Genomic DNA, 26,192 nt, shown 5'->3' on the forward strand with positions numbered 1-26,192 from the left:
GAGGGAACCGGATTCCGTCCGCGGCCCGGAACCCTTTTGCACGGTGACGGGGGTAGTGAGGCGTAATGAGCGACCTCACTGGGGAATACCGCCTCGACTACTTCGAGGAGGAGGGGTTCTCCCGTCGGGAGTGCACGTCGTGCGGGGACCACTTCTGGACCCGCGACCCCGACCGGGAGCTGTGCGGCGAGCCGCCGTGCGAGGACTACTCGTTCATCGACGACCCCGGGTTCGACGAGGCGTACACCCTCGAGGAGATGCGCGAGGCGTTCCTCTCGTACTTCGAGGACAACGGCCACGAGCGAATCGAGCCGTACCCCGTCGCCGCGAACCGGTGGCGCGACGACGTTCTGCTCACGCAGGCGTCCATCTACGACTTCCAGCCGCTCGTCACCTCCGGGCAGACGCCGCCGCCGGCGAACCCGCTGTGCATCAGCCAGCCGTGCATCCGGATGCAGGACATCGACAACGTCGGCAAGACGGGCCGGCACACGATGGCGTTCGAGATGATGGCCCACCACGCGTTCAACGCGCGCGAGGAGGTGGGCGACAAGTACGCCTACAGCGGCGAGGTGTACTGGAAGGACGAGACCGTCCGCTACTGTGACGGCTTCTTCGAGTCGATGGGCGCCGACCTTGAGGGGATCACCTACATCGAGGACCCATGGGTCGGCGGCGGCAACGCCGGCCCCGCCATCGAGGTCATCTACAAGGGCGCCGAACTCGCCACGCTCGTCTTCATGTCGATGGAGCAGGACCCGGACGGCGAGTACGAGCTGAAGGACGGCAACCGCTACTCGAAGATGGACACGTACATCGTCGACACCGGCTACGGGCTGGAGCGGTGGACGTGGATGAGCCAGGGGACGCCGACGGTGTACGAGGCCGTCTACCCCGAGATGATCGGCTTTCTGAAGGAGAACGCTGGGATCGATCTCACCGACGAGGAGGAGACGCTGGTCCACCGCGCCTCGAAGCTCTCCGGCCACCTCGACATCGACGCGGCCGAGGACGTGGAGGCCGCCCGCGACAACATCGCCGACAAGCTCGACGTGGAGACCGAGCGCCTCACCGACCTCCTGCGCCCGCTGGAGGACATCTACGCGATCGCCGACCACTGCCGGACGCTCGCGTACATGTTCGGCGACGAGATCGTCCCGAGCAACGTCGGCACGGGCTACCTCGCCCGGATGGTGCTCCGCCGGACGAAGCGGCTCGTCGACAACGTCGGCGTCGACGCCCCGCTCGACGAACTCGTGGACATGCAGGCCGACCGGCTCGGCTACCGCAACCGCGACACCATCCGCGACATCGTCCGCACCGAGGTCGAGAAGTACCGCGAGACGCTCGAACGCGGCGGCCGGAAGGTCGAGGCGCTCGCCGACGAGTACGCGGGCACGGGCGAGTCCATCCCGGTCGACGAGCTCATCGAGCTGTACGACTCCCACGGCATCCAGCCGGACATGGTCCGGGAGATCGCCGACGAGCGCGGGGCCACGGTGACGGTCCCCGACGACTTCTACAGCCTCGTGGCCGCCCGTCACGACACCGTCGAGTCGCTGAGCGAGGGGACCGGGGGCGACGAGCGCCTCGCGGACCTCCCGGAGACGGAGCGGCTCTATTACGACGACCAGGACCGCACGGAGTTCGAGGCGGTCGTCCTCGACGTGTTCGACCGCGAGGACGGTTACGACGTCGTGCTCGACCAGACGATGTTCTACCCCGAGGGCGGCGGACAGCCCGCCGACCGCGGGACGCTATCTACCGACGACGCCACCGCCGAGGTGAGCGACGTGCAGATCCGGGGCGGGGTCATCCTCCACCGGACCGACGAGGACCCCGGGAAGGGCGAGTTCGTCCGTGGCCAGATCGACGGCGAGCGCCGTGGCCGGCTGATGGCCCACCACACGGCGACGCACATCGTCGGCGCGGCCGCGCGCGAGGTGCTCGGCGCACACGTCCGGCAGGCCGGCGCCCAGAAGGGGCTCGACTCCTCGCGGCTCGACGTCTCCCACTACGAGCGCATCTCGCGGGAGGACGTGGAGGAGATCGAGCGCGTCGCCAACGAACTCGTCCGGGAGAACCGCCCGGTGAAGCAGGACTGGCCCGACCGCCACGACGCCCAGTCGGAGTACGGCTTCGACCTCTACCAGGGCGGCATCCCGCCGGGCGAGCAGATCCGCGTCATCACCGTCGGCGACGACGTGCAGGCCTGCGGGGGCACCCACGTCGCCCGGACCGGCGACATCGGCGTCATCAAGGTGCTCAAGACCGAGCCGGTGCAGGACGGCGTCGAGCGCATCGTCTTCGCCGCCGGCGAGGCCGCCGTCGACGCGACCCACCGGACGGAAAACGCGCTGTACGACGCGGCGGACGTGCTCGACGTCGACCCGCAGGACGTCCCCGAGACGGCCGAGCGCTTCTTCACCGAGTGGAAGGAGCGCGGCAAGACCATCGAGCGCCTGAAGGAGGAGCTGGCGGCCCTGCGCATCGAGACGGCCGAGCCGGCGACCGAGATCGACGGCAGGCCGGTCATCGTCGAGCGGATGGACGCCGACGCCGACGAACTCCGCGCGACCGCGAACGCGCTCGTCGACGAGGGCTCGATCGCCGTGCTCGGTTCGGGCGCGGACGGTGCCGCGACGTTCGTCGTCGGCGTCCCCGACGAGGTGGGGCTGAACGCCGGCGAGGTCGTCGGCGAACTGGCCGGCCGCGTCGGCGGCGGCGGCGGCGGCCCGCCGGACTTCGCGCAGGGCGGCGGCCCGGACGTGGACGCGCTCGACGACGCCCTGGAGGCGGCGCCGGACGTCCTCCGGCAGGTCCTGAACGCCTGAGGCGGTACCGTTTCGCCGTCTCAGTTCGAGACTCCTCGTTCTCGGCAAGGTCCGTCGACCGCGATCCGGTTCGGGGTCGCTCTGCTCCACGTTGTCAGCCGGTTTTCGATTCAGGCGTAGGGGCAGTGCGGTACAGAGTGACCTGAAATCACGAATCAGTCGGAGGCGTGCTGAGGCGGGACTTTCGTGGAACGAACACGGATGAGACCGCCCGTCGAGCACGTGAGCAGCACCCTCACAGAAACAATAAGTTACTCGCGTTCGAGCCGTACAAATATGCCGGATGACATGTACGGACGACTACTCTATAGGCGCGGGTTCTTACTCTTCGAAAGGGGGAGCGGCGTCGACCCGCCTGCTCCGATCGACGAGTGGGACACGGAGACGCTCGACCGGTTTCTCCTCCGGACGCACCCTGAACTCCGGTACTCCAGGGCCGAGAGGAGAGGCGTCGACGTACTGATCCTCGGTCGGGTGTTCGACCCGATCAACGGCGTCTCCGATCCGGAGACCATCTTGAATACCATGATCGACCGGCTAGGTGAATCTGACAACCGGTTCTTCGACTATCTGGACCACCTCAGCGGCCGGTTCGTCCTGCTCGTGGAGGAGGACGATCGCGCGTTCGCGCTGCAGGATGCCACCGGCAACCAAGCCCTCTTCTACGACACCGATTCCCGAGGCTGCCGGCTCGCCTCCCACCCCGAGATGCTCACCGAAATGGGCGGATACGAGCGAACGGACGGCGCGGAGACGATTCTGGACGCCGAGGCGCCGTGGTTCCCGGGCGCCGCCACCTCGTACGCCGAGGTCAAACTGTTGACCCCGAACACGTTACTCACGCTCCCCGACTCCGAGGTCATGAGGTTCTTCCCACGCGGGCCGCTCCCCTCGAACCCACTGACGGACGAACTGGTCCGTGAGGTCGCCGACATCTTCGAGACCTCGGTGGAACTCCTCCACCGGGAGGCGGATCTGTCGCTCTCGCTGTCCGCCGGCCTCGACAGCAGGTTGAGTCTGGCCGCAACCCGGAACGTCTCGGACGACGTGTTCTACAACACGTGGGCGACCGGTGAGGCCGACAAGGAGATGGGGACGGTCATGGAACTCTGCGAGAACCTGGGCATCGACTGTGCGATCACGGACCTCTCCGAAGGCCCCGATGACGAGTTCCTGGAGGTGTTCACGCGGAACACCTCCGGGATGTCGCGGTGGAACCGCGCCCGAAACGCCTACAACCTCTATCATCGGGACAAGCCCGCCGAGGATGCGGTCGAGATCAGATCGAACGTCTCGGAGATCGCCCGGACGTTCTACCGCGATCGGTTCACGTTCCTGCCCGACGAGGTGCGCGCCGAGACGTTCGCGAAGCTGTACGCGTACGAGGCCCAGTCCGACTACGTGCAGGGGAAGTACCGGGAGTTCATCGACACGACCGACTTCTCGGGAGAGAACCTCTACAACTACGATATCTACGACATGTTCTACTGGGAGTGCCGGATCGGCTGCTGGCTCTCCCTGTGGTTCCTGGAGACGAGCATCGCCCAGGAGGAGGTCTCGCTGTTCAACAACCGACACCTGCTGAAGAAGATGCTGTCGGTGCCGTACGAGCGCCGCCGGAGCGACGAACTCTTCTATCGGGTCATCGAGGAGTTGTGGCCCGACTGCCTGAGCGCACCTATCAATCCACACAAGGAATCTCGTTTCAAGGGTGCCGACCAGCTAGATCGGTTCCTCTCCGGGGCGATACTCAGGGCGCCGGCGCCGGCGTACATGACGATCCGAAAAATGCGACGGAAAATCTAGTCACGAGCTTCACAACCGTCGATTCGAAGGGACACGTCTCGTGGCTGTATCGGTCTCCGCCAGTCGTCCATAGCACGTCAAACTGCACCTACGGGAGGGAAGCGGCCTTCTCGGTAAGACCATTCGAGACCCGTCAGTTGACCATTTATCGTATGTATGAGGAAGTGTCAGTCGGTCGATTCGAGAGTCGATGGCACGCAGAGTGAACGCGATCGCGTTGAGCGCGATCATGGTCGTATCACTGTTCGCAATGAGCGCAGTGGCGATATCAGGAACGGCACAGCAAACGGAGACCATAGCACCGACGGAGATCACCGACTGTACGACGATCGATTCGCCGGGTCACTACGTCCTGGCCCAGGACATCGTTCGAACGGACGAGGGCCCGTGTATCAGTATCTAGGCGAGTGACGTCACGCTCGATGGTGACGGTCACACCCTTGACGGAAACACTACCGACCAGGGGACCGATCGGCATGGAGTCGCGACGAGCGCCGCCAACCCCGTCGACAACGTAACCGTCACAAACATCACCGTTCGAGACAGCGCGGACAACATTCGGTTCGAGGCCGTGACCGAGGGACGGATCACGAACGTCTCGACTCTGGCTCCGGAATCCACTAGCGTCGTCGTCCGTGGGTCGGATCGCGTCGAAATCAGCGACAGCCGCATCGAGGGGTCATTCGTGGGGAATGGGCTCTCAATCAGCAACTCGGGGAACCTGAGCGTCGCGAACAACACGTTCAACGATGGATACTTCACGATTGTAGCGTCGGGGATGAACTGGTCCGTGATACGCGGCAACACGTTGGGCGGCACGTCCACGGCGATCAACCTCGCTAGCGGGACCAGCAACGTAATCTCCAACAACACGATCCAGGGTCGCACTGACGAGGCCATCGTGGTCGGCGGCCGCGACAACGGGGTAATCGGGAACACGATCACGCTCGGTCACGACGGGATCGTCGTCTCGGGGTCTAATCACACCATCTCGGACAACCACGTGGATCGGATGACCGGATGGGCCGCCACCGCCGAAGGGGTCAACCACACGTTCCGGAACAATAGTCTCAGCGGCGGTGAGCCCGAGGGAGCGTCGGGCGGCGCGCTCCGTATCAGCGGCGAGGAGCATGTAATCGAGAACAACTCCCTGAACGGATTCAACGGCGTCTACGTCGCCAGTGCGACTGGACCGATCTCGATCGAGAACAACTCGATGAATGGGTTCCGGCACATCGTGGTCGCCGAATCGAAGCTCTGCCCCGACCCCGGCGTGGTCGTCACGGCGCACGGGACGTCTTCGATCCCATGCCGCCGAGCTACCAGGGGGAGATCCACTACGGTATCCTGAACCACGACGACGACATGGTGAACGCCACGAACAACTACTGGGGCGCGAGCGACGGTCCCTCCAGTCCCGACGGGGAGAACGTCACGGACCCCGTGACGGGCGAACCCGCGAACGGGAGCGGCATGCCCGTCTCCGAGGGCGTCCACTTCGACCCCTACCTTGAACAGCCGCCCGAGAACGCGGGAGTCGGCAACGAGACGGCCCCCTGATCGGGACTATCTCAAGTCGGGAAGCCGCCGATTTTTCCGCCCTCCGCGACCACCCCGATGCAGTGCCCACAGAGTACGACAAACTGGTCCGCGACCGCATCCCCGAACTCGTCGAGACGAACGGCGAGACGCCCGTCACCCGCCGGGTCGAGGGCGAGGAGTACGGCGACTACCTGGCGGAGAAACTCGTCGAGGAGGCGCGCGAGTTCCGCGACGCACGGGCGACGGACGGGGAGGACCCGGACGCGGAACTCGCGGACGTGCTGGAGGTCATGGAGACGCTGCTCGACCGCGGCGACCGCGACCGGGTGCGTCGACTCCGGGAGGAGAAGGTCGCCGAGCGCGGCGGATTCGCCGAGGGGATCGTCCTCGAACGGGTCGAGGACGGGGGCTGAGACGGGGTCGGAGTCGGCGAGGGGTCGCCATCCGAAACCGGTAACTCCCGCCGTCCGAACCTCAAGGCAATGGACCCCCGAATCCGCGAACACGCAGAGACCATCGTCGACCACTCGATCGAGCTCGAGGCCGGCGACGACCTCGTCGTCCAGATGCCGACCGAGGCGGCCGACCTCGCCGCCGCGATCCACGAACTCGCGGGTGACCGCGGCGCGAACCCGGTGTTCCTGAACAACGACGACCGGGCCCAGCGGGCGTTCATGCGCGCCCGCGGGGACGACTTCGAGACGCCCGAGCACCAGCTCGCGCTGTTCGAGGAGGCCGACGCGTTCGTCATCGCGCGGGCGGGCGGCAACGTCGCCGAGAAGTCCGACGTGGACCCCGAGACCACCGCGGCGTACAACCGCGCGTTCCGGCCGGTCCAGCGGGAGCGGCTCTCGAAGCGCTGGTGTCTCACCCAGTACCCGACCCGCGGACACGCCCAGCTCGCCGGGATGAGCACCGACGCGTACGAGAACTTCGTCTGGGACGCCGTCTCGCTCGACTGGGAGGAGCAGGGCGAGTTCCAGGCGGAGATGGTCGACCTGCTGAACGACGCCGACGAGGTCCGCATCCGGTCCGGCGAGGGGACGGACCTCACGATGTTCATCGCTGGCAACACCGCCATCAACGACGTCGGGAAGAAGAACCTCCCGGGCGGCGAGGTGTTCACCGCGCCGGTGAAGGACTCCGTAAACGGCGAGGTCCACTTCGATATGCCGCTGTACCGGCAGGGCCGCGAGATCGAGGACGTCCGCCTCCGGTTCGAGGACGGCCGCGTCGAGTCGTTCTCCGCCGAACGCAACGAGGACGTCCTAGAGGGCGTGTTCGACACCGACGAGGCCGCCCGCTACCTCGGTGAACTCGGCATCGGGATGAACCGCGCCATCGACCGGTTCACCTACAACATGCTGTTCGACGAGAAGATGGGCGACACCGTCCACATGGCCGTCGGCAGCGCGTACCCGGAGACCGTGGGGGAAGGGAACGAGGTGAACGAGTCCGCCGAGCACGTGGACATGATCGTCGACATGAGCGAGGACTCGGTCATCGAACTCGACGGCGAGGTCGTCCAGCGGGACGGGACGTTCACGTTCGAGGAGCGCGAGGCCGAGTGAGCGAAGCGAACGAGGCCTCGGAGAGCGAGCGGTGACCGGGGGAAACCGCGAGGAGCGCGAGGCGTGAGCCGAACGAGGTGAGGCGAAACGCCTCGGAGGACGCGGCGATGTCCAGCCTCCCGACCCTCTCCCCTGCCGACCTGTCACCCCGATCCCCTCCCACGACAGGTTCTTCCCCGTCGTTCCGGTAGACGAACCGATGCCATCGAGACGGGCGTTCCTGGGACTGGCGGGCACTGCCGGAACCGCGGCGCTCCTCACGCGGACGAGGTACGTCTCGGTCGATACGGACGAACCGTCGGTGAGCGTCGTCCTTCCCCGGGAGGTTCCCGCGGTCGACGAGGTGGTGGAGACGGGTGGGCGTCCGGGCGAAGCCGAACCCGCCGACTCCCCGCCAGGCGAGGCGACCGACCGGCCGTCGACGTCGGAGTCGCGGGAGAGACCGACGTACGACGACGGGTGGGACTACGAGGCGACCCGGAGGGCCGTCCACGACCTCGTGAACGGCCACCGCGAGGACGAGGGGCTCGACGCGCTGGCGTGGAACGACGACCTCCACGCCGTCGCTCGCGACTACGCGATCCGGATGGCCGAGGAGGGGTTCTTCTCGCACACGGACCCGTCGGGGAACGACTTCCAGTCGCGCTATCGGGCGGCCGGCGTCTCGTGCCGAGTGCGGACGGACGAGGGCTACCTGACCGGCGGCGAGAACCTCGCACAGACGTGGTGGCGCCGGCGGGTCGACACGGGGGACGACGTCGTCGTCCACGAGACGCCGGAGGGCCTCGCGGAGGGGATTGTGACCGGATGGATGAACTCCCCCGGACACCGCGAGAACCTCCTCCGCCCGCCGTGGAACACCGAGGCGATCGGGATCGCGCGGGCGGAGGACGACAGGGTGCTCGCAGTTCAGAACTTCTGCTGAGGCCGCCGGCCCACGGACCGGGAGTCCGCCGTTCGGAACGGGCGGGCAGTACTGATCCGCGAGGCCGTCCCGGAGTACAGGCAGCGCGGTGACGGGTCGCTCGGATGGGGTGACGATGTCCGCGACCAACCAGCCGAAACCAGCACACGTCGTGACGTGGCAGAAAGGGACTTCTCTCTTCGGATTCGGTCCGGGACGCCAGCGTCCGAAAGCGTGTCACGGGATTTATGACCGTGGAATCGTGTGACACGCCCGTGCCGAAAGTCAACTGCCCCGACTGCGGGCGCCAGATCGGGATGCACGAACTGGAAGCCAAGACGACGGCCAAGTCGGGTGGCTTCTCGACGCGCTACCGTTGCCCGTTCTGCCGGACGGACATGGACGACGTGACCGAGCACCTGGTGTAGCGGCGGCTCGCTGGCGGTTCGTGTGGGCGCGGAAGAGCGGCGCCGGGGGGCTACTCGACGTCGAGGTCGAACTGACCGTTCTCGACGACGGCGTTCAGGACGACCGACGTGTTCGTCTCGCGGATGTCCGCGTCCGCGAGGAGGCCCTTGATGCCCTCGTTCATCTGGTCGGTGTCGCGGAACTTCCCGATGGCGATGACGTCGTAGTCGCCGGTCACCTCGTACACCGAGATCATCTGTTTCTGCTCCTGTAACCGGTCGACGATGTCCGGGAGCGCCTCGCCCTCGACCTTCAGCTGGACGATGGCGGTCACGTCGTAGCCGAGCCTGTCGTAGTTCACTCGCGGCGTGTACCCCTCGATGACCCCCTCCTCCTCCAGGTCGCGGAGGTGGTTCGAGACGGTCGTCACCGACACGTCGAGCTCCTCGCCGAGACTGCGGAGGCTGGCGCGACCGTTTCCGATGAGCGAGTTGACGAGCTGGGCGTCGAGGTTTTCGTACGTCATTACACCCGACCACGGCCTGGGGGGTTTAGAATTTTACGAATGTCCACTACTACCGCTGAGAGAGGGAAGGTTGCACTGACCGACAAGGATTTTATACTGGGTGTCGACCGGCTATACGTCTGAGTACATGACGGACGAAAACGTAGCTCCGGACGGCGGGCTGAGCGCGGACGAACAACAGGTAATCGATCGGATCGAGGAGGAGGGAATCGACTTCCTCCGGCTCCAGTTCACGGACATCCTCGGCACGGTGAAGAACGTCTCCATCCCGGCCTCGCAGGCCGAGAAGGCGTTCAGCGAGGGGATCTACTTCGACGGCTCCTCGATCGACGGCTTCGTGCGGATCCAGGAGTCGGATATGCGGCTCAAACCGGACCCCGCGACGTTCGCGGTGCTCCCGTGGCGGACCAGCAACGACGGCTCCGCGGGCGCCGCACGCCTCATTTGCGACGTCATCGACACCTCAACCGGCGAACCGTTCGAGGGTGACCCTAGATACGTGCTCAAGCAGGCTATCGACCGGGCGGCCGATCTGGGGTACACCGTCAACGCCGGCCCCGAACCCGAGTTCTTCCTCTTCGAGGAGGACGAGGACGGTAACGCGACGACGCGGACGAACGACGCGGGCGGCTACTTCGACCTCGCGCCCAAGGACCTCGCAACCGACATCCGGCGGGACATCATCTTCGGACTCGAGGAGATGGGTTTCGAGGTGGAGTCGAGCCACCACGAGGTCGCGGAGGGTCAACACGAGATCGCCTTCAAGTACGACGACGCGCTCTCGACGGCGGACAACATCGCGACGTTCCGGGCGGTCGTGCGCGCTATCGCGGCCGAGCACGACCTCCACGCGACGTTCATGCCCAAGCCCATCGCCCGCATCAACGGCTCGGGCATGCACGTTCACCTCTCGCTGTTCACCGAGGACGGCGAGAACGCCTTCCACGACGAATCCGACGAGTTCAACCTCAGCGAGGTGGCCCACAGGTTCGTCGGCGGCATCCTGAAGAACGCCCCGGCCATCACGGCCGTCGCCAACCCCACGGTGAACAGCTTCAAGCGCCTGGTGCCGGGGTACGAGGCCCCCGTGTACGTGGCATGGTCCGACGTGAACCGCTCGGCACTCATCCGCAAGCCGGCCGCGCGCTCACCGCCGGCCTCCCGCATCGAACTCCGCTCGCCGGACCCGTCGTGTAACCCCTACCTCGCGCTCGCGACGATGATTCACGCCGGTCTCGACGGCATCGAGAACGAGGTCAGTTGTCCAGACCCGGTTCGGGAGAACATATACGAATTCGATGAGGACAAGCGCGCCGAGTACGACATCGACACGCTCCCCTCGAACCTAGGCGAGGCGCTCGAGGCACTCGAGGACAACGAGGTCGTGACGGCTGCGCTCGGCGAGCACGTTACGGAAAAGTTCATCGAGGCGAAGACGGAGGAGTACGACGAGTACCGCGCGGAGGTCTCCGATTGGGAGCGGGAGAAGTACCTCGAGACGTTCTAGCCCGAGCGTCGACGATTTATTCGGTTTTCGTCCACCTGGTGCTCAACTCCTCCGCGGTTCGTTCTTGAACCGTCCGGTCGCGAACCGACCGTCTACCCTTACCCCTCGCCCGCGGTGTCGGATTCGGCGAGCGCAGGACGGCGAAGGTGGGCGACGACGGTCGGCCAGGCCACGACGAGCGCGACCGCGAGGAACGACAGCGGGAGCACCGCCAGCAGCCGGAACCGGGTAGTGTCGGGGACGACGCCGAACACGTACGGCAGCCCCACGACCGTGACGCCGTATGCGCCCACGAACAGCGCGCCGACGAGGGCGGTTCCGAGCACCGCGGCAACCGGGTCGACGGGCGCCGTCTCGGTCCCGCGGAGCCGCCAGACGAGGTAGCCGCCGAACGCCCCGCCGGCGGCGATGGCCGCGTCGAGCACCTCGTTGTCGAGCCCGGTCGCGAGCGCCACGACCGCGGCGGCGACACCGGCGACCGTCGCCGCGAAGAACACGCGGTCGGGCCGCGGTCTGAACCCGGAGCGGGCGACGCGCTGGAGGACGAAGAGCGCGACCAGCCCGACGGCGACCCCGACGACCACGTCGACGAGGTAGTGGACGCCGAGCACGACGCGCGTGAGCGAGACGACCGCGACGATCCCGCCCGCGACGAGCCGGCGCGTCCGGCGATCCCACACGTCGAGGAACGCCGCGAGGCCGCCGTAAACCATCGTCGCCCCGACGGCGTGCCCCGACGGGAAGCCGAAGTGCTCGCCGGTCGCCGCGTTCGCGTAGGCGGGCCGGAGCAGCTCGGGCAGCCACATCGGGAACGTCGCCGTCGCGGCGCCCGGCGGCCGGGGGAGCAGGAAGAGACTCTTCAGCGCGGTCGACACCGCAAGTGCCGTGAGCCCCACGGCGATCAGCGTGGCGCCGACCCGACGCGGGTTCGCGGCGAGGCGGTCGTCGCCAAACCAGTACAGCAGCGCCAGGCCGAGGTAGAGGAACCAGACGTCACCCAGCTGTGTGAGCAGCGCGGCGACCGCGACGACGGACTCCGGCAGCGCCGAGAACGCCTCGACGAGGCCGACGCCTCGCATCCGTCACCGCCGGTCCCGGACGGCGTCGATGGCCTTCCCGGGGACGTCGAGGAGGTTCAACCCCACTCCAACCACGAGGAACAGGGTGTACAGTCCGAGGGTGGAGAGGAAGAGGACGAGCATCGCCCCGATGGCGAACCAGCCGTCGAGCCAGTAGAACGCCCCAAGGGTGAGGACGACGCCGTACAGCAGCACCAGGTACGGCCCCCACCCGCGGGCGTGGCCGCGGCGCATCCGCGACCGGACGTATCGCTTCAGCTCGGACTCCAGGGCCGGCTTCTCGACGGTCCGCTCGTCGATGTCGTCGAGTTCGGCGCGGAGTTCCGCGACCCGGCGATCCAGCTCCGCGATGTCGGGCGCGGGCTCGTCGTTCGCTTCCCCGCTCATGTGTGCTCGGGCATGTCCGGCGCCCCCTTTACCGTGCCGGTCTCGGCCGTCCCGGTCCCTCGCGTGTCGCGCCCGCGCCTCACCGCGTCCGTTCCCGTCGCCGATCGGCCGTTTCGCCCCGACGTCTGCTTGCGGTTTGGCGCCGGGGTCGAAGCCCGGGCGGCGGCCCTCGGCCAGCGTCACGTTCACGACGACGCCGACCAGGACGACCAGGCTGCCGAGGTAGAGCCACGTCACGAGCAGCAGCACCGCGCCGATGGCGCCGTACACCTGCGGGCCGCTCCCGCTCGCGCCCTGGAGCCCGATGTAGGCCTGGAACCCGGCCTGGAGGAGCGTCCAGCCGACTCCGGCGAACACCGCGCCCGGGAGCACCTCGCGGACGCTCACCCGGGGCTCGGGGAAGAAGTAGTACATCGGGAGGAACGCGGCCGTCAGCACCACCGGGAGCACGAGGACGCTCAGGATGCCGAGGCCGAACCCGAGGTCGAGCGCGACGAGCACGCTCCCGAGCACCAGCATCAGGAGGAAGCTCGCGCCGATGCTGACGGCGACGACGACCGAGTCCCTGAGCCTGTCGACGAACGAGCTCTTCCCGACCGCGCCGTAGATGTTCTCGAAGGCGGTGTCGATGCCGCGGAACACCTTCAGGGTGCCCCAGATGGCGAGCAGGGCGCTGAACACCGTCGCCCCGCCCCTGCCGGCCCCGCTCTCGATGGCCTGGACCACGAACTGCTGGCCGGCGTCGGTCAGCAGCCCGGAGCTCGAGGAGACGACGATAGTGACGAGCTGTTCCTGGCCGACCGCGGCCGCGATCAGGAAGACGAGGATGACCGTGGGGAGGAGCGAGGCGAAGGCGTAGTAGGCGACGCCCGCCGCGAGGAAGGTTACCTCCAGGTCGGTGGTCGTCCGCGCGACCCGCCGGAGGAGATCGACTGTCCGCCACACGCGGGCCCGGGACTCCGTTGACACGGGCGATAATTCGCGTGAAAGCGTCAAGAAAGCTCGGGCGTCAATGGCAGGTTCCGCCGAGTGCAGCCCCGTTTCAGTCCAGCCCACCGCAGTGTGGCCGAGCGTGAGCCGTGGGGTACCCCGTTCCAACGAGCCCTCGATTACCGTCCGTAGTGCGTCGGGGAGTCGGCGGGCGGGCGCTCGGTGGTACAGTCGGCCTACCCGAGGTGGGCGGTCGGGTCGCGCATCTCCTCGATGGAGGCGTCGGTCTTGAGCGCCGTGCCGGCGTAGTGGGCGCGCGTCGCCTCGAAGCCGGCGTCCCGGAGCGCCTCGATGAAGTCGTCCATCCCCGGCGCGGGGCGGTTCCAGAGCTCGCAGAGCCGGTGCTGGTCGTAGTGGGTCGGCGTGTCGAGTTCGCCCGAGAGGGTGTCGAGGAGCTTCCGGGCGCGCTTTGCCGTCCCCATGTCGTCGGTCACCGCCCCGCGGACGGACTCAGCGAAGTCGGCGTCGGCGACCCGGCCGAGCCAGAGCGGGCCGGCGGTGACGAGCCGGTTCGAGTCGCAGTGCGGGCACGTCTCGGGGGGGTTCGCGACGAGGCCGTACTCGTGCTCGCGCTCCAGGCAGTCCTGACAGTGGTGGACGTGGCCGAGTTCGACGACGCAGTCGTTCGCGGCCGAGGCCGACGCGTCGAGTTCGAGGTACGTCCGGGCGTAGTGGCGCGAGACGTGCGAGAGGACGGGTCTGGCCGCCTTGTCCCGGCTCGCGGCGCGGCGGACGAGCGCGGAGAGCAGGACGCGCAGGCCCATCTCGGGGTGGTAGTCGGTGTTCCGCGGGACCGTGGAGTACCGCCGGACGCCGGCGTCGAAGTGCGCGCCGCACAGCGGCGCCGTGTCGGTCGCGGTGACGCAGAGCAGGTTCCGCGTGCCGGCGACCGCCGCGTCGACGAACGGCATCGGCGAGCCGTACGGGTCGATATCGACCACGTCGAAGAAGTCGGTGTGGAGCAGGGCGTTCGCGTCAGCCTCGACGGCCTCGCTCCCGTCGTACTCGGCGAGGTTCCGGTTCGCGAGGGAGACGGCCTCCTCGTCCACGTCGGCGCAGGTCACGTTCCAGCCCTCGGCGGCCGCACGGGTCCCCCGGACGCCCGAGGCGGCCATCGCGTCGAGGTAGGTGTTCGCGCGCGGCTCCCGGTCGGCGTACGCGCGCAGGACGGCGACGGTGACGTCGCGGTTCAGCTCCATCTCGGGGTTGTAGAACACGTCCTCGTTGCGCCCCTCGCTGGCGCCGTCGCGGGCGCCCTGGACCTCGACCGTGACGCCGCCCTCCTCGATCTGCATCTGTATCGGTACGTGTGGCGCTGGCGAGGATAAGCGACCCGACTGCGCGCCGCGACCGGTGCGGCTCGACCACCCGCGATTTCCGATTTCGCGGCCGTCGACGCCGCGCTCGGGCCTCCGAAGCGGTTTTGCCCCGGGGTCACCTAGCGTCGGGCATGACCGAGGGGAACGCCGACGCCGGCCTGGACGCCGACGCGAGGAGCGACGGCCCCTCGGACGAGGAACTCGCCGACCTCGTCGCCGAGGACTGGCGCACGGCGCTGGAGGCGGCGGGCGAACTCAGACCCGTGATCGTCGAGGCGATCATCGGGACCCACGGCACCCGCGGCCGGCGGGCCATCGAGGCCGTCTCCGAGGAGCGCGTGAAGCAGTACCGCGACTTCACGGTCGTCGTCGGCCACCGGCAGGAGCACGTCGTCGAGGAGGGCAACTGCGACTGCGAGGACGCGGCGTACAACCTCGACGCCGAGGACCCCGACGAGCGCTGCTGGCACGCGCTCGCGGTGGACGTGGCGGAGCGACTCGATCGGGTGGACCACCACGACATGTGGTACTCGGACGTCCGCGAGTTCCTGTGAACGCTGGCCGCAGGGAAACCCACCCTCTTGGGCCGGTTCCCTATCGACTCAGTCCGCCTACCCCGGACACGGGAGCGACGAACACACTGGATGCGTCGGACCTGGTCGATGACGCGGTCGCAGTTTTCACAGGGTCGGCGTTCGGAACGTCGAGGCTGCGCTGCTTCCGGCCCCCGTGGACTCACCGCCGTTCGAACGCCTCGCGGACGGCCGGGCTCGGGTCCAGCTCGGCGAGTTCCGACTCGACGTCGACGTCGGCAGTTCCTCCGCGCCGGCGGGCGTCTTCCGCAGGACTGCGACGTGGTAGAGGTACGACAGGCGGAGCAGCCACCGGGCGTGGTCGTAGTCGTCGGCCGACTCGACGTGGTAGGTGGTCCAGCCGGACTCGACGAGGAGGTGGTGGGCGCCGGTGTGCCCTTCGTCGATCAGGACGTCGCGGAGCTTCCGGAGGTAGGAGACGTCCAGCATCCCCCAGGCGTGGACGTGCCCGATCTCGCGGGGGCCGACGCGGAACTCGGTCCCGCCGAACCGATGCTCTCCGGTCGTGACGTGGGGCCAGCCCCCGACCTCGTTGACGAGGCGCTCGACGGTGCTCGAGACCTGTTCGCGCTCGGTTTCCATACCCGAGGTACGGCGCGGAGGGGGAAAACTGGACCCGGGGGCGCCCGGGACGCGTCGAACTCACTCGAACGACGCCGACTCCACGGTGAGCGCGTAGTAGATACCGGGGGCCAGCACGACGCCGACGGCGGCGAGGACCGAGGGCAGTATCGCCTCGTCGCGTGCCAGGCCGAGCACCACTAGCGCGGTCCCGACGAGCACGCCCCCGCCGACGCCGGCCAGCCTCGCGTCGTGACCCGGTCGATACCCCCATTCCCGCGCGTACAACCCGCCGGCGAGCGCGAGTAGCCCACCCGCGGCGGCGCCGAAGGCGGTCCCGGCGAGGGTACCTGCCACTACGAGCAGGAGGCCGAGCGCGAGCGCCGCGGCGAACGCCCGCCGAGGGGGAACCCGGGGCTCGGAGTCGCCGTAGGCGACCGCGTAGGCCGCGGGCGGCAGCGCGACCAGCGACCCGAGGAACAGGCCGCGGAGGAGGGCGGCCACGGGGTTCGTCGCCGAGGACGGCCCGGCCACGAGCGCGTCGAGCACGAGCAGTGCGCCGGCGAGTGCGCCGAGCAGACCGACGGCGTGGGCCGGGAGCACCGTCGTCGGGTCGTCGTCGTGGACGACCGCGTAGCAGGCGAAGGGGTAGAGGAGCGCCGCACCGGTGAGCAGCGACGGGGTGAGATCGCCCGTGGCCCAGAGCGCGAACCCGCCGATGGAGAGCGCGAGCACCAGGCCGGCGAGCAGCGCGAGTTCGGGGGCGCGACGGTTCACGACCGCCGTACGCGGTGGGGAGAGAAGAATCCCCGGTGGTCGTCTCGTGGGGACGAGAGCCGTTCGGAGGCCACGAGTGGGCCAGACGGAAGCGTTTAGACGGCCCGCCGGCTACCCTGCAGTATGCCGGACTGTCCACTGGCGGACGAATGCCCACGGTTCTCCGAACGCATCAACGGGATGGGCTGTCAGCACTACGGCGACCGCGGCGGCGCGGAGTGGTGCAACAGCTACGACATGCCGATCTCGGACCTCAAACAGCAGCCCGTCAAACCCGGCGAGGAGGTCGTCCTCGACGTGGAGGACATCCACGAGAGCGGCGCCGGCGTCGGGCGCACGGAGGACGGCTTCATCGTCATGATCGACGGGGCGCTCCCGCCGTCACGGGTCCGCGTCCGCATCGACCGCGTGAAGCAGAACCACGCGACGGCCAAGGAGATCGTCGAGAAATTGCCGATGGAGGGCGAAGAGGGAGAGGAGGGTGACTCCGACCTCGACGAGGCCGACCCCGCGAGCGACGGCGAGAAGACGAGCAGGGAGAAGGAGGCCCAGCGGCTCGGCTCGCGCGACAACTTCTGGGGCTCGTAGGGCACGATCACCCCGGAAGCCGCGCACGGACAGTCCGAACTATTCCTTTTTGTGGCAGGCGGCCGGAGAACCGGTATGGCAGATCCGGACGGGGACGCCGGCGCCGTCGAGGTCGACGTCGAGGAGTTGCTCGATGGCGTCGGATTCGACCCCGAAGCGAGCGTGCTCACCCGCCGTCAGGCCGAGGTGCTCGCCCTCCGCGAGCGCGGCACCCGCCAGGCCGACATCGCGGCGCTGCTCGGCACCTCCCGGGCGAACGTCTCCAGCGTCGAGGCGAGCGCCCGCGAGAACATCGCCAAGGCGCGCGAGACGGTCGCGTTCGCCGAGGCGCTCGCCGCCCCCGTCCAGGTCGAGGTGGAGGCCGGCGAGGACCTCTACGACGTCCCGCAGCGAGTCTACGACGCCTGCGACGCGGCGGGTGTGAAGGTGAACCACACCGCCCCCGACCTGATGAAACTCGTGAGCGACGAGGCCGGCGACGCCGTACAGGGCCGGAAGGTCGTCGCGCCCATCCTCGTCGGCGTCACCAGCGCCGGCGCCGTCCGCGTTCGACGATCGGAGTAGCCCCTCTTGGCCTGTCGGGCCCTCCTCAGTCGCTCGCCGGCATCTCCTCCGAGAAGAGGTCCTCCGGGACCGCGCCGATCGTCATCAGCATGTTCAGCATGTTGACCTCCTGCCACGACTCGGCGAGTTTACCGTCCTCGATTCGGCTGATGTCGATCCCCGTGATCGTGACCTCCTCGTTCGTCGGCTCGACCCCCGCTATCTCCCCGGTGTGGGTTCCCTGCTGCGTCCACCGTGACACGACCATGTCGTCCGTCGAGATCATCTGGTCGATCGAGATCGACCCGTCGACGATGCCTGCCCCCATCTCGGCCATCTCGCGGTAGCCGTCGGGGCCGCGGATCTCCTCGGGCATGGACGAGTCGTGGAGGACGTAGTCCTCGTCGACGAGTTCGTCGATGACGTCGAAGTTCTCGTTCCCCCAGACCTCCTCGGTGAGCCGCCGTACCACTTCCTCGTTTTCTTCGGATGTCGTCATGATGTTCGTCCCGTCACCGCCGACGGGTGGTGGCGGCAAACGCTTCCGGAAACCTTCGTTATGAATCGGGCCGACCCCCGAAATCCGGTCCTATCCCGTCACGTTCGACCCGCGTCGCTCCGTTCTCTCGTGGGCTTGATGCGGTCGCGTCGTCCGGTAATCGGTGATTCGCGTCCTCAGAACGATCCGTCACCTTTCAGCCGCGCGACGACCTCGCGCACCCGCTGTGCCTCCGCCTTCGGCACCACCAGCACGCGGTCGTCGTAGGCGACCACGCAGAGGTCGTCGACGCCGACGACCGAGACGTGCTTGTCGTCGCTGACGACGACGTTCCCCGAGGCGTCGAGTGCGAGCGCGTCAGAGTCGAGGGTGTTGCCGTGCGCGTCGCCCCCGAGCACGCGTTCGAGCGCGTCCCACGACCCGAGGTCGTCCCAGACGAAGTCGACGGGCACGACCGCCGCCTCGTCGGCCCGTTCCATCACCGCGTAGTCGATGCTTATCGGCTCCACGGCGTCGAACCCCCGCTTCGGTTCCCCCGCCTCGAGCGCGTCGGCGAGCGGCGCGAGCGGGGTGTCGTGGGCGGCCGCGAACAGCGCCGCCGGCGTCCACGCGAAGATACCGGCGTTCCAGCGGTATCCCGCCGCCAGGTACTCCCGGGCGGTCTCGGCGTCAGGCTTCTCGTGGAAGGCGGCGAGGTCGGCATAGCCCCCGTGTTGCGCGCCGGGTTCGATGTACCCGTACCCGGTGTCGGGTCGCGTCGGTTCGACCCCGAAGGCGACCAGCGCGCCGGTGTCGGCGGCGACGCGGGCGCCGCGGCTCATCGCCGCCGCGAACGCCTCGGCGTCGGGCACGTGGTGGTCCGACGGCAGGCACACGACGACCGGGTCCGCGGCGGTATCGGCGTCGCCCGTGACCCGCCTCCGGGCCTCCCACGTCGCGTACAGGAGCGCCGGCCCGGTGTCCTTGCCGGCCGGTTCGACGACGACCTCGGTGTCGGGGGCGTGCTCGGGGACCTCGTCGGCGAACGCCGGGCGCGTCGAGACGAGCACCTCGTCGGCGAAGTCGAGCCTCGCGACGGTTCGGGAGAGGAGGCTCTCGTCGGAGTCCGTGCCCAGGGGGAGGAACTGCTTTGGCCGGTCGCCCCGAGAGGCGGGGTAGAGCCGCGACCCGACGCCGCCGGCGAGGACGACGGCGACGACTGGCCGGTCGAGCGTCGACTCGCTAACTGGTCGACGCTCATCCGCGGGTGAGCCGCTCACCACGTCTGGACCCGACCCTCGCGGACGTCCTCGGCGCAGCCCTCGCAGTCCACGTGGTCGGCCGTGAAGCACTCCGGCCGGCCGCCGCGGTCGACGACGACGGCCCGCTTCTCCGCGTACCGTCGGCAGACGATCCTGGCGCTCCCGTCGCCGTCGTCCGGGAGGTCGAACGTCGCCGGGTCGGTCGGTTCGTCCCGCCCGGGGTCGGCTCCCTCCATCCGTCCCTCGCGGTACGCGTCCCTGCTCCGGGTGTACTCCCGGCCGGCCTTTCGCGCCTGCTGGCGCAGGACGCGACGGAAGCGGTCGGTCAGCGTCATGCACGACCCTGCGACCGGCAGCGACATAGGTCCGTTGCCACGGGGACCGCGAGACGGAGCGAACCCGGTTCGGAATCCGCGCTTCTCGGGCTCCCTCCGGGCAGTTTTCACTTCCACCCCGGCACCGGAGACTTAAATACGATGAGGCACCAACCGACGTATGCCTCCCACCGGAAAACTGAGCGGAGGCAGGAGAACCATGGCAGATTTGCGAACCCACGCGGAAGAGATACACGAGCAGTTTTCAGACCATCTAGACCTCACGGTCGACGACGTCGAGGAGAAGCTCGACGCGCTCGTCACCGAGTACAGCGTCCCGGTCGACGAGGCGCGGCGGAGCGTCGTCAACTCCTACCTCGACGAGGCGGGGATGGACCGTGACGAACTCGCGCCCGGCGGCGCCGAGCAGGCGCTCGTCGGTGACATCGAGCAGGACGAGCAGTGGGTCGACCTGCGGGTGAAGGTGGCCGACCTCTGGGACCCCGGACACGAGTCCATCGCGCAGGTTGGCCTGCTCGGCGACGAGTCGGGTACCATCAAGTTCGTCGCCTTCGACACCAGCGACCTCCCGGAACTGGAGGAGGGCGCGAGCTACGCGCTGGGCAATGTCGTCACCGACGAGTACCAGGGCAGCTACTCGGTGAAGCTCAACCGGACGACCACCATCGAGGAACTCGACGAGGACGTGGAGGTCGGCGACGACTCCTCGGAGGTCGAGGGCGCGCTGGTGGACATCCAGTCCGGTTCCGGGCTCATCAAGCGCTGCCCCGAGGAGGGCTGCACCCGAGTGCTGCAGAACGGTCGCTGTAACGAGCACGGCCAGGTCGACGGCGAGTTCGACCTGCGGATCAAGGCCGTCCTCGACGACGGCGAGACCGTCCAGGAGGTCATCTTCAACGAGGAGGCGACCACCGAACTGACGGGCATCTCCCTCGAGGACGCCAAGAGCATGGCACAGGACGCGCTCGACACCACGGTGGTCGGCGAGGAGATGGCCGACGGGATCGTCGGGCACTACTACCGCGTCCGCGGGCCGACGTTCGGCCGGTACGTGCTCGTCGACGAGTTCGAGGAGCTGTCCGGGCCGGCGGATGCCGAGGACGTGCTGATCAAAGCGAGGTCGATGTAAATGAGTGGAAACGTCCCGACCCGAGAGGTCGCCCGGCGGGTGTTCGCCCGCGAGTACAACGACGCCAGCTACACGTTCAAGGAGTCCGAGGACGAGCGGGCGCCGCTCTACCTGCTGCTCCCCACCGGGGAGCGCGCGAACCGCGTGTTCCTCGTCGGCACCCTCACCGAGAAGGAGGACGTCGGCGAGGACAGCGAGTACTGGCGCGGCCGCATCGTCGACCCGACGGGCACGTTCTTCGCGTACGCCGGACAGTACCAGCCCGAGGCCGCGAGCGCGCTCCGCGAACTGGAGCCGCCCGCCTACGTCGCGGTGGTCGGCAAGCCGCGGACCTACGAGACCGACGACGGAACCGTCAACGTCTCGGTCCGCCCCGAGTCCATCACCTCGGTCGACGCCGCCACGCGCGACCGCTGGGTCGTCGAGACGGCCCGGCGGACCCTCGAACGCGTCGACCGGTTCGACGACGAGGGCAACGAGTACGCGCTGATGGCCCGCGAGGAGTACGACCTCCCGGTGGAGGAGTACACCGACGCGGCCGTCGCCGCGCTCGAATCGCTCGACGACGGCGACGAACTCGAGGAGAACGAGGCGCCCGCGTAGGCCCGTCCGGGTCGCGCGACCCTCGATTCGCATTCCCCCACGCGGCTTTTTCGAGAACCGATCGGCGAGTGGCGACGCTCGTCTGCCGGCTGCGGTTGGCGCGTGGCGGCGCGGCTCCGTCCGCGCCGGACGCGCGCGAGGGATGAGCACCGAAGCGACCGACAGGAGCGAGGGGCGCAATCGGTTGGGGAGGGTGTGGCTCTCATCACGCTCAGGGGTAGTGGTCCGCTTCTCCGGCCAGCCGACTCCAATGAGCATCACAACTGACCAACCGAACCAAACGGCTTCACCGTCGACGAACCTCCAAGATCACCGGAAATAGCATACAACCGTCTGACGAACCGTTAAGTGAACGAACACCCCAAACACGACCAATGAGTAACAAGAACAAGACGGTCTCCTTCCGCGTCAACGAGGACGCCTTCGACGCGCTCCGGGAGATCGCGGACGAGCGGGACCTCTCGCTGTCGGCGGTGTTCCGCGACTACGTCGAGGCGCTCGTCGCCCACGACGGCCAGATCGAGGTCGTCCCGGAGCACGAGTACGAGGCGAACGGCGACGACGACGCGCCGTTCCCGCCGACCGTGTCGGTCCCGCGGAGCTTCGTCCGCGAGCACGAGCGACTGGAACTCGAGGCCGAGCACCTGCGCGAACAGCTCGACGAGTACAAGCAGTACGCGACGTACCTCCACGACCGCCTCGAGTCCGACGACGACGACGGCGAGGACGTGGTGAACCTCGAGGACCTCGACGAGGAGCGCGGCGCGCCGGACCTCGACCTCGAGTCCGACGAGCCGTACAAACTCGGCTGAGCCGCCGGCCGCTCACCGCGCCAGCGTTCGCTTCGCGTCCCGCGCCTCGCCCTCCATCTCCCGGTCGCCCTCGACCTCGGCGAGCGACTCCACCGCCTCCAGCGTCCGCACCGCCGAGTCGAGGAAGGAGAGCACGTCGCCCGGGTAGGCGTACAGCATGTAGTCGTCGCCCATGATGTCGACGATGGCGTCCGGCCCCATCCCCTGCGCCCGGAGCTCCAGCAGGTACTGGATGAACTTCCGCTCCGGGTGCCCGCAGTACGGCGCGTTGTCGCAGTCGCAGTCCATGAAGTCCTCGACGAACTCCAGCAGGCGGTCGCGGGTCGCCTCGTCCACCTCGGCGAGACCGTCGCCGGTGAACACGATGTCCAGCGTGGCGCCCTTGAACGCCCCCTTCGGGATGCTCGTCCCGATCTGGGAGGCGATCTGCCGGTGGTTCTTGAGGTAGATCTTGTCCGTGATGGCCACTGTTACCCGGAGAAAGGCGCGAGCGGGCCAAAAGCCCGACGGTCCGTCACCTCCGTTCCCATCAGAACCCGCACCTCGACCGGCGTGTGGGTGTTCATCGCACCACCCGCCGGCGTTCGTAACGTATTTGAATCGGAGCGCAGTACGTTCGTGTGCGTGTCCGGGTTGGGGTAGTGGACCATCCTTCAGCCTTGTGGAGGCTGAGACGCGGGTTCGATTCTCGCACCTGGACCTCGTTTTTCCGCTTCGTTTCCCGCGGTTGCAACCGTCCCAGTCCAGCGTTTCGGTGACGGAAACCGTTTGACGACGTCGCGCCGTCGTCCGCAACAGGGAGATTGTTCAACGCGGTGGATGCGGCTGCCTGTCCGTCGCCCGACGCGTGCCGGCGGATCGAGCGTTTCTATGGAAGAGTACCGCCTGCAGACATTATCAGGACGATAGTAATCTCTCGTCGCTGGAATCCACCTACGTGAGCCACCGTTACACGAGGCGAACGTTCGGAGCGGCAGTCGGCGGGATCATCGGCGCGGCGGGTCTCGCGACGGGCGAGAACGCACGGTTGGGTGGGGAGACTACTACCTCCGACCGGACATCGACGCAATCGGAGGCCGAAGGAACGGACTGGCCGGCCTACAGGGCGGCGGCCGGGAGCACGGCATCCAACCCGGGAGCGGGGAGTCCGACCACGGGTGCGCAGGAGGCGTGGGAGTGGAACCCCGACGACGCGGACGCGTCGATGACCATCCCGGTGGTGGCCGACGGGACCGTCTACGTCACCCTGGAAGGGGATTCGACCGTCGAGGTGGTCGCACTCGATTCCGCCGACGCGTCGGTCCGCTGGCGGACGGCGGTGGAGGACACGTCGAACCTCTCCGTCCCGGCGGCGGTCGGGGACGCCGTCTACGTCGTCGGCGGGGACTCGACCGTCTACGCGCTCGACGCCGCCGACGGGTCGATCCGGTCCACCACGCCGTTCGGCGAGACGACCAGGGACAGGTACAACCCCGCTCCGCCGCGGATCGTCGGAGGAACCCTCTACGCGGCCGTCTCCCCGACCTCGCGCAGCCACCCGTCGAGGAACGCGGTCGTCGCCGCAATTCCCCTCGACAGTTGTGGTGGATCGTGGACGGTGACGATCGAGGGGACCGAGGAGCACGACGCGAGGGTGTCGACGCCGGCGGTGAGCGACGGGAAGGTCTTCGTCGTCGGGTGGGTCGACGACACTGGATTCCTCCGCGCGATCTCGGCGGCGACCGGGGAGACGGAGTGGGAACTCCAGCGGGAAGGCGGGGACAACTGGCAGTACTCACCGATCGCCGCCGACGGCACCGTCTACGCGCTGACGGACAGGGGGATCCTCTTGGCGCTCGACGCGGACGATGGCACGGAGCAGTGGCAGTACCGCGGTTGGGACAGGGTACACGAACAGCCCGCGGTCACGGAAGACGCGGTTTACGCCGTCACGAACGTGGAAGGAGGCACGACGATGGATCCGGCGTACGGCGCCATCGTCGCGGCGCTCGACCCCGAGACTGGAACGGAACTGTGGCGCAGGGAAGCACCCGCGTCGTGCGGGCCGGAGTCGATCCCCGGCGGCATGGATTGCGATCTCTCGTCGAGCAGATGGTCCGAACCGTCAGTCGGCAACGGCGCGGTGTACACGTCACTCAGCGGCGCGGCGCCGGCCGGCCTCAACGCGCTCGACGTCGAGGACGGTGAACGGCTCTGGCAGTTGGGGATCGATCCCCGCCACGCCCCGGTGCTCGCGGGCGGCGCGATGTACTTGGCCAGGCCGTACAACCCGGACGCCGGACGGTACCAGGGGCTCGTGAAACTGGAGGAGTCGACGGACTGACGGGCCGTCGACCGAGTGTCGGCCAACGGGGCGTTGGCCGAACGACCGGCCGCGGGTTCGATCCCCGCGCCCCGACCCCTGGTCGGGAACCACTCCGAGCGACCGCTTCGACCGCGAACGACTACTCACCCGATCTCGCGCTCGCAAAAGGTGAATCGCCACCGGTCGTCCTCGGAGAGTACCTGTCCCCCGACTCGCCACTCGTCGACGTCGCGGTTCGTCAACGGGCGGGCGACGAGGTAGGTCGTCGCCGTCAGGCGCGAGAGCGGGAACGCCGTCGCTGGGCGGAACCGATACCTGTCGAGGATCCCGGCTGGGACGACCTCGCCGGCGACGGCGAGGAGGTCCGCGTCGTCGAAGTCGGCCACGACGCGGGAGAACAGGTGGTCGAGCGCCGTCCGCCAGGGCTCCCGGCCTCCGAGCGGAGCGACGTCGGAGACGTGAACCACGTCGACGTCCCCCGCCCGTTTGCGTCCGACCATGAGGGCGGCCTCGCGGCGCCCGTCGACGTCCGCCACGTAGGTCACGTAGTCGAACCGCGGGTTAGCGTACCGCCAGCGGTAGAACGTCTCGTCGCGGTAAGCGTGCGCCCGCGGCGTGACGGAACGCTCGGCGAGGTTCGCCAGTTCCGCCGCGGGGACGCCGTCGTACGGCGTCACCGTCACCGTGGCCGACCCGCCCGGCGAGCCGGTTCGAACCGAAAGGACCCCCCGCCCGGCCGCCCCCGCCAGGCCGCCGACGAGACGCCCGAGCGCCCCGTCGTCCACCTTCGAGGACAGGAGCGCGCCGGGGTCCTGAAGCCGATAGTGGACGGGGAACTCCCGGGTCACGCCCCTGTGGAGCGAGAGTTCCTCGTCGAGGTTCGAGAGCGCCCCCATTACCGCCTCGTTCGGGAACCCGATGGACACCGACGGCTCCCGGTCGGCGTAGTACCCGTAGACGTGGGTCACCATCCTGGAGAACAGGCCGCGACGGCGGTGCTCGGGGGCGACCATCGGGTCGACCTGCGCGATGGCGAGCACGCGCTCGCCGCCGACGCGCAGCGGGAACGGAAGGCTCGGCCGCGCGCCGACCACCTCGCCGTCGCGGTCCGCGACGCAGATGGGAACCTCCGACAGGTAGGGGTTGTCGACGTATCGCCAGTCGAACCAGGACTCGTCGTCCCGCCCGAACACCGTCCCGTACAGCGAGAGCACCTCCTCGCGGTCGCTGGGCTCGTACTGTCGTACGGCGTATTCGGACCGGCCGTCTTCGGTCGTGACCATTCGAACTCCCTCCTACGTTCATGGAAGCGGCGTAAAAGTGGGTGTAATCG

27 protein-coding genes, 1 tRNA gene and 1 pseudogene are annotated in these 26,192 nt (G+C 68.2%); 18 read left to right on the forward strand and 11 right to left on the reverse strand.

Annotated elements, in window-relative coordinates; translation table 11 throughout:
• Positions 1-65 precede the first annotated feature (65 nt).
• The 9 genes and pseudogenes from alaS (at position 66) to HUG10_RS13600 (ending at position 9,085) form a co-directional block, all read left to right on the forward strand.
• On the forward strand, positions 66-2,834 hold the full coding sequence (gene alaS, locus HUG10_RS13560; RefSeq protein ID WP_179170090.1) for an alanine--tRNA ligase: 2,769 nt from the start codon (positions 66-68) through the stop codon (positions 2,832-2,834).
• A gap of 276 nt (positions 2,835-3,110) precedes the next feature.
• A complete protein-coding gene (locus tag HUG10_RS13565; protein ID WP_179170091.1) occupies positions 3,111-4,640 on the forward strand; it encodes a hypothetical protein in 1,530 nt (509 codons plus the stop codon).
• Positions 4,641-4,830: 190 nt separating this feature from the next.
• Positions 4,831-5,043, forward strand: coding sequence for a surface glycoprotein (locus HUG10_RS22185; RefSeq protein ID WP_179170092.1), 213 nt, complete (start codon positions 4,831-4,833; stop codon positions 5,041-5,043).
• A 30-nt stretch (positions 5,044-5,073) separates the two neighbouring features.
• Positions 5,074-5,991: pseudogene (locus HUG10_RS22190) on the forward strand (right-handed parallel beta-helix repeat-containing protein); the annotation flags it as partial.
• Positions 5,949-6,200 carry a hypothetical protein gene (locus tag HUG10_RS13580; RefSeq protein ID WP_179170093.1) on the forward strand — a complete coding sequence of 84 codons (252 nt, stop codon included), beginning with the start codon at positions 5,949-5,951 and terminating at the stop codon, positions 6,198-6,200. The pseudogene HUG10_RS22190 and the gene HUG10_RS13580, both read left to right, overlap by 43 nt.
• A gap of 62 nt (positions 6,201-6,262) precedes the next feature.
• Complete coding sequence (locus tag HUG10_RS13585; protein WP_179170094.1) at positions 6,263-6,595, forward strand: nucleoside triphosphate pyrophosphohydrolase; 333 nt, start codon at positions 6,263-6,265, stop codon at positions 6,593-6,595.
• A gap of 69 nt (positions 6,596-6,664) precedes the next feature.
• The gene (locus HUG10_RS13590) at positions 6,665-7,753 is read left to right on the forward strand and encodes an aminopeptidase (RefSeq protein WP_179170095.1); all 1,089 of its coding nucleotides are present in this window, start codon (positions 6,665-6,667) and stop codon (positions 7,751-7,753) included.
• 199 nt (positions 7,754-7,952) lie between these two features.
• Positions 7,953-8,678 (forward strand): CAP domain-containing protein, encoded by a 726-nt coding sequence (locus HUG10_RS13595; RefSeq protein WP_179170096.1) that lies wholly within the window; start codon positions 7,953-7,955, stop codon positions 8,676-8,678.
• A gap of 254 nt (positions 8,679-8,932) precedes the next feature.
• Positions 8,933-9,085, forward strand: a complete 153-nt coding sequence (locus HUG10_RS13600; protein WP_179167596.1) for a hypothetical protein — start codon at positions 8,933-8,935, stop codon at positions 9,083-9,085.
• A 50-nt stretch (positions 9,086-9,135) separates the two neighbouring features.
• On the opposite strand, the gene lrp is transcribed toward HUG10_RS13600, so the two are convergent.
• The gene (lrp, locus tag HUG10_RS13605; protein WP_179170097.1) at positions 9,136-9,591 is read right to left on the reverse strand and encodes an HTH-type transcriptional regulator Lrp; all 456 of its coding nucleotides are present in this window, start codon (positions 9,589-9,591) and stop codon (positions 9,136-9,138) included.
• Between the two features lie 127 nt (positions 9,592-9,718).
• On the opposite strand from lrp, the gene glnA reads away from it, so the two are divergent.
• Positions 9,719-11,098: a type I glutamate--ammonia ligase gene (gene glnA, locus HUG10_RS13610; protein ID WP_179170098.1), complete on the forward strand. Its 1,380-nt coding sequence runs from the start codon at positions 9,719-9,721 to the stop codon at positions 11,096-11,098.
• Positions 11,099-11,196: 98 nt separating this feature from the next.
• Here glnA and HUG10_RS13615 read toward each other — a convergent pair whose 3' ends face one another.
• From HUG10_RS13615 to HUG10_RS13625, 3 genes are all read right to left on the reverse strand, one after another.
• Complete coding sequence (locus tag HUG10_RS13615) at positions 11,197-12,177, reverse strand: phosphatase PAP2 family protein (RefSeq protein WP_179170099.1); 981 nt, start codon at positions 12,175-12,177, stop codon at positions 11,197-11,199.
• Positions 12,178-12,180: 3 nt separating this feature from the next.
• The gene (locus HUG10_RS13620) at positions 12,181-13,533 is read right to left on the reverse strand and encodes a YihY/virulence factor BrkB family protein (RefSeq protein WP_246310140.1); all 1,353 of its coding nucleotides are present in this window, start codon (positions 13,531-13,533) and stop codon (positions 12,181-12,183) included.
• 197 nt (positions 13,534-13,730) lie between these two features.
• Entirely contained in the window at positions 13,731-14,849 is a 1,119-nt protein-coding gene (locus tag HUG10_RS13625; protein WP_179170100.1) for a tRNA (guanine(26)-N(2))-dimethyltransferase, read from the reverse strand.
• A 155-nt stretch (positions 14,850-15,004) separates the two neighbouring features.
• Here HUG10_RS13625 and HUG10_RS13630 point away from each other — a divergent pair, with 155 nt between their 5' ends.
• Positions 15,005-15,427, forward strand: coding sequence for a hypothetical protein (locus HUG10_RS13630; protein ID WP_246310141.1), 423 nt, complete (start codon positions 15,005-15,007; stop codon positions 15,425-15,427).
• Between the two features lie 126 nt (positions 15,428-15,553).
• Here the strand turns inward: HUG10_RS13630 and HUG10_RS13635 are convergent, their stop codons facing one another.
• Together HUG10_RS13635 and HUG10_RS13640 are read right to left on the reverse strand one after the other, a co-directional pair.
• Positions 15,554-16,048 carry a luciferase domain-containing protein gene (locus tag HUG10_RS13635; protein WP_218780595.1) on the reverse strand — a complete coding sequence of 165 codons (495 nt, stop codon included), beginning with the start codon at positions 16,046-16,048 and terminating at the stop codon, positions 15,554-15,556.
• Positions 16,049-16,108: 60 nt separating this feature from the next.
• The gene (locus HUG10_RS13640) at positions 16,109-16,804 is read right to left on the reverse strand and encodes a hypothetical protein (protein WP_179170101.1); all 696 of its coding nucleotides are present in this window, start codon (positions 16,802-16,804) and stop codon (positions 16,109-16,111) included.
• Positions 16,805-16,927: 123 nt separating this feature from the next.
• Between HUG10_RS13640 and HUG10_RS13645 the strand changes: the two genes are divergently transcribed.
• Positions 16,928-17,392, forward strand: a complete 465-nt coding sequence (locus HUG10_RS13645; RefSeq protein WP_179170102.1) for a TRAM domain-containing protein — start codon at positions 16,928-16,930, stop codon at positions 17,390-17,392.
• Positions 17,393-17,467: 75 nt separating this feature from the next.
• Positions 17,468-17,956, forward strand: a complete 489-nt coding sequence (locus HUG10_RS13650) for a Tfx family DNA-binding protein (protein WP_179170103.1) — start codon at positions 17,468-17,470, stop codon at positions 17,954-17,956.
• A gap of 25 nt (positions 17,957-17,981) precedes the next feature.
• Here HUG10_RS13650 and HUG10_RS13655 read toward each other — a convergent pair whose 3' ends face one another.
• From HUG10_RS13655 to HUG10_RS13665, 3 genes are all read right to left on the reverse strand, one after another.
• Positions 17,982-18,434 carry an ester cyclase gene (locus tag HUG10_RS13655; RefSeq protein WP_179170104.1) on the reverse strand — a complete coding sequence of 151 codons (453 nt, stop codon included), beginning with the start codon at positions 18,432-18,434 and terminating at the stop codon, positions 17,982-17,984.
• A 176-nt stretch (positions 18,435-18,610) separates the two neighbouring features.
• A complete protein-coding gene (locus HUG10_RS13660; protein ID WP_179170105.1) occupies positions 18,611-19,693 on the reverse strand; it encodes a mannose-1-phosphate guanylyltransferase in 1,083 nt (360 codons plus the stop codon).
• Positions 19,690-20,010, reverse strand: a complete 321-nt coding sequence (locus tag HUG10_RS13665) for a DUF7091 family protein (RefSeq protein ID WP_394354966.1) — start codon at positions 20,008-20,010, stop codon at positions 19,690-19,692. Before HUG10_RS13665 ends, HUG10_RS13660 begins: the two co-directional genes overlap by 4 nt.
• Positions 20,011-20,209: 199 nt before the next feature.
• Between HUG10_RS13665 and HUG10_RS13670 the strand changes: the two genes are divergently transcribed.
• The 3 genes from HUG10_RS13670 to HUG10_RS13680 all read left to right on the forward strand — a co-directional run bounded on the left by HUG10_RS13670 (position 20,210) and on the right by HUG10_RS13680 (position 22,554).
• Positions 20,210-21,139, forward strand: coding sequence for a replication factor A (locus HUG10_RS13670; RefSeq protein ID WP_179170106.1), 930 nt, complete (start codon positions 20,210-20,212; stop codon positions 21,137-21,139).
• Entirely contained in the window at positions 21,140-21,742 is a 603-nt protein-coding gene (locus tag HUG10_RS13675) for an RPA family protein (RefSeq protein WP_179170107.1), read from the forward strand.
• Positions 21,743-22,116: 374 nt separating this feature from the next.
• Positions 22,117-22,554, forward strand: a complete 438-nt coding sequence (locus HUG10_RS13680) for a ribbon-helix-helix protein, CopG family (protein WP_179170108.1) — start codon at positions 22,117-22,119, stop codon at positions 22,552-22,554.
• Positions 22,555-22,566: 12 nt separating this feature from the next.
• Here HUG10_RS13680 and HUG10_RS13685 read toward each other — a convergent pair whose 3' ends face one another.
• The gene (locus tag HUG10_RS13685) at positions 22,567-23,022 is read right to left on the reverse strand and encodes a DUF5814 domain-containing protein (protein ID WP_179170109.1); all 456 of its coding nucleotides are present in this window, start codon (positions 23,020-23,022) and stop codon (positions 22,567-22,569) included.
• Positions 23,023-23,181: 159 nt separating this feature from the next.
• On the opposite strand from HUG10_RS13685, the gene HUG10_RS13690 reads away from it, so the two are divergent.
• Both HUG10_RS13690 and HUG10_RS13695 read left to right on the forward strand, forming a co-directional pair.
• Positions 23,182-23,254: transfer RNA gene (locus tag HUG10_RS13690), tRNA-His, on the forward strand.
• Positions 23,255-23,491: 237 nt separating this feature from the next.
• Entirely contained in the window at positions 23,492-24,877 is a 1,386-nt protein-coding gene (locus HUG10_RS13695; protein WP_179170110.1) for an outer membrane protein assembly factor BamB family protein, read from the forward strand.
• A gap of 125 nt (positions 24,878-25,002) precedes the next feature.
• Here the strand turns inward: HUG10_RS13695 and HUG10_RS13700 are convergent, their stop codons facing one another.
• On the reverse strand, positions 25,003-26,142 hold the full coding sequence (locus HUG10_RS13700; RefSeq protein ID WP_179170111.1) for a GNAT family N-acetyltransferase: 1,140 nt from the start codon (positions 26,140-26,142) through the stop codon (positions 25,003-25,005).
• Positions 26,143-26,192 lie beyond the last annotated feature (50 nt).

This window comes from Halorarum halophilum, from assembly GCF_013401515.1.
Classification (GTDB): domain Archaea; phylum Halobacteriota; class Halobacteria; order Halobacteriales; family Haloferacaceae; genus Halorarum; species Halorarum halophilum.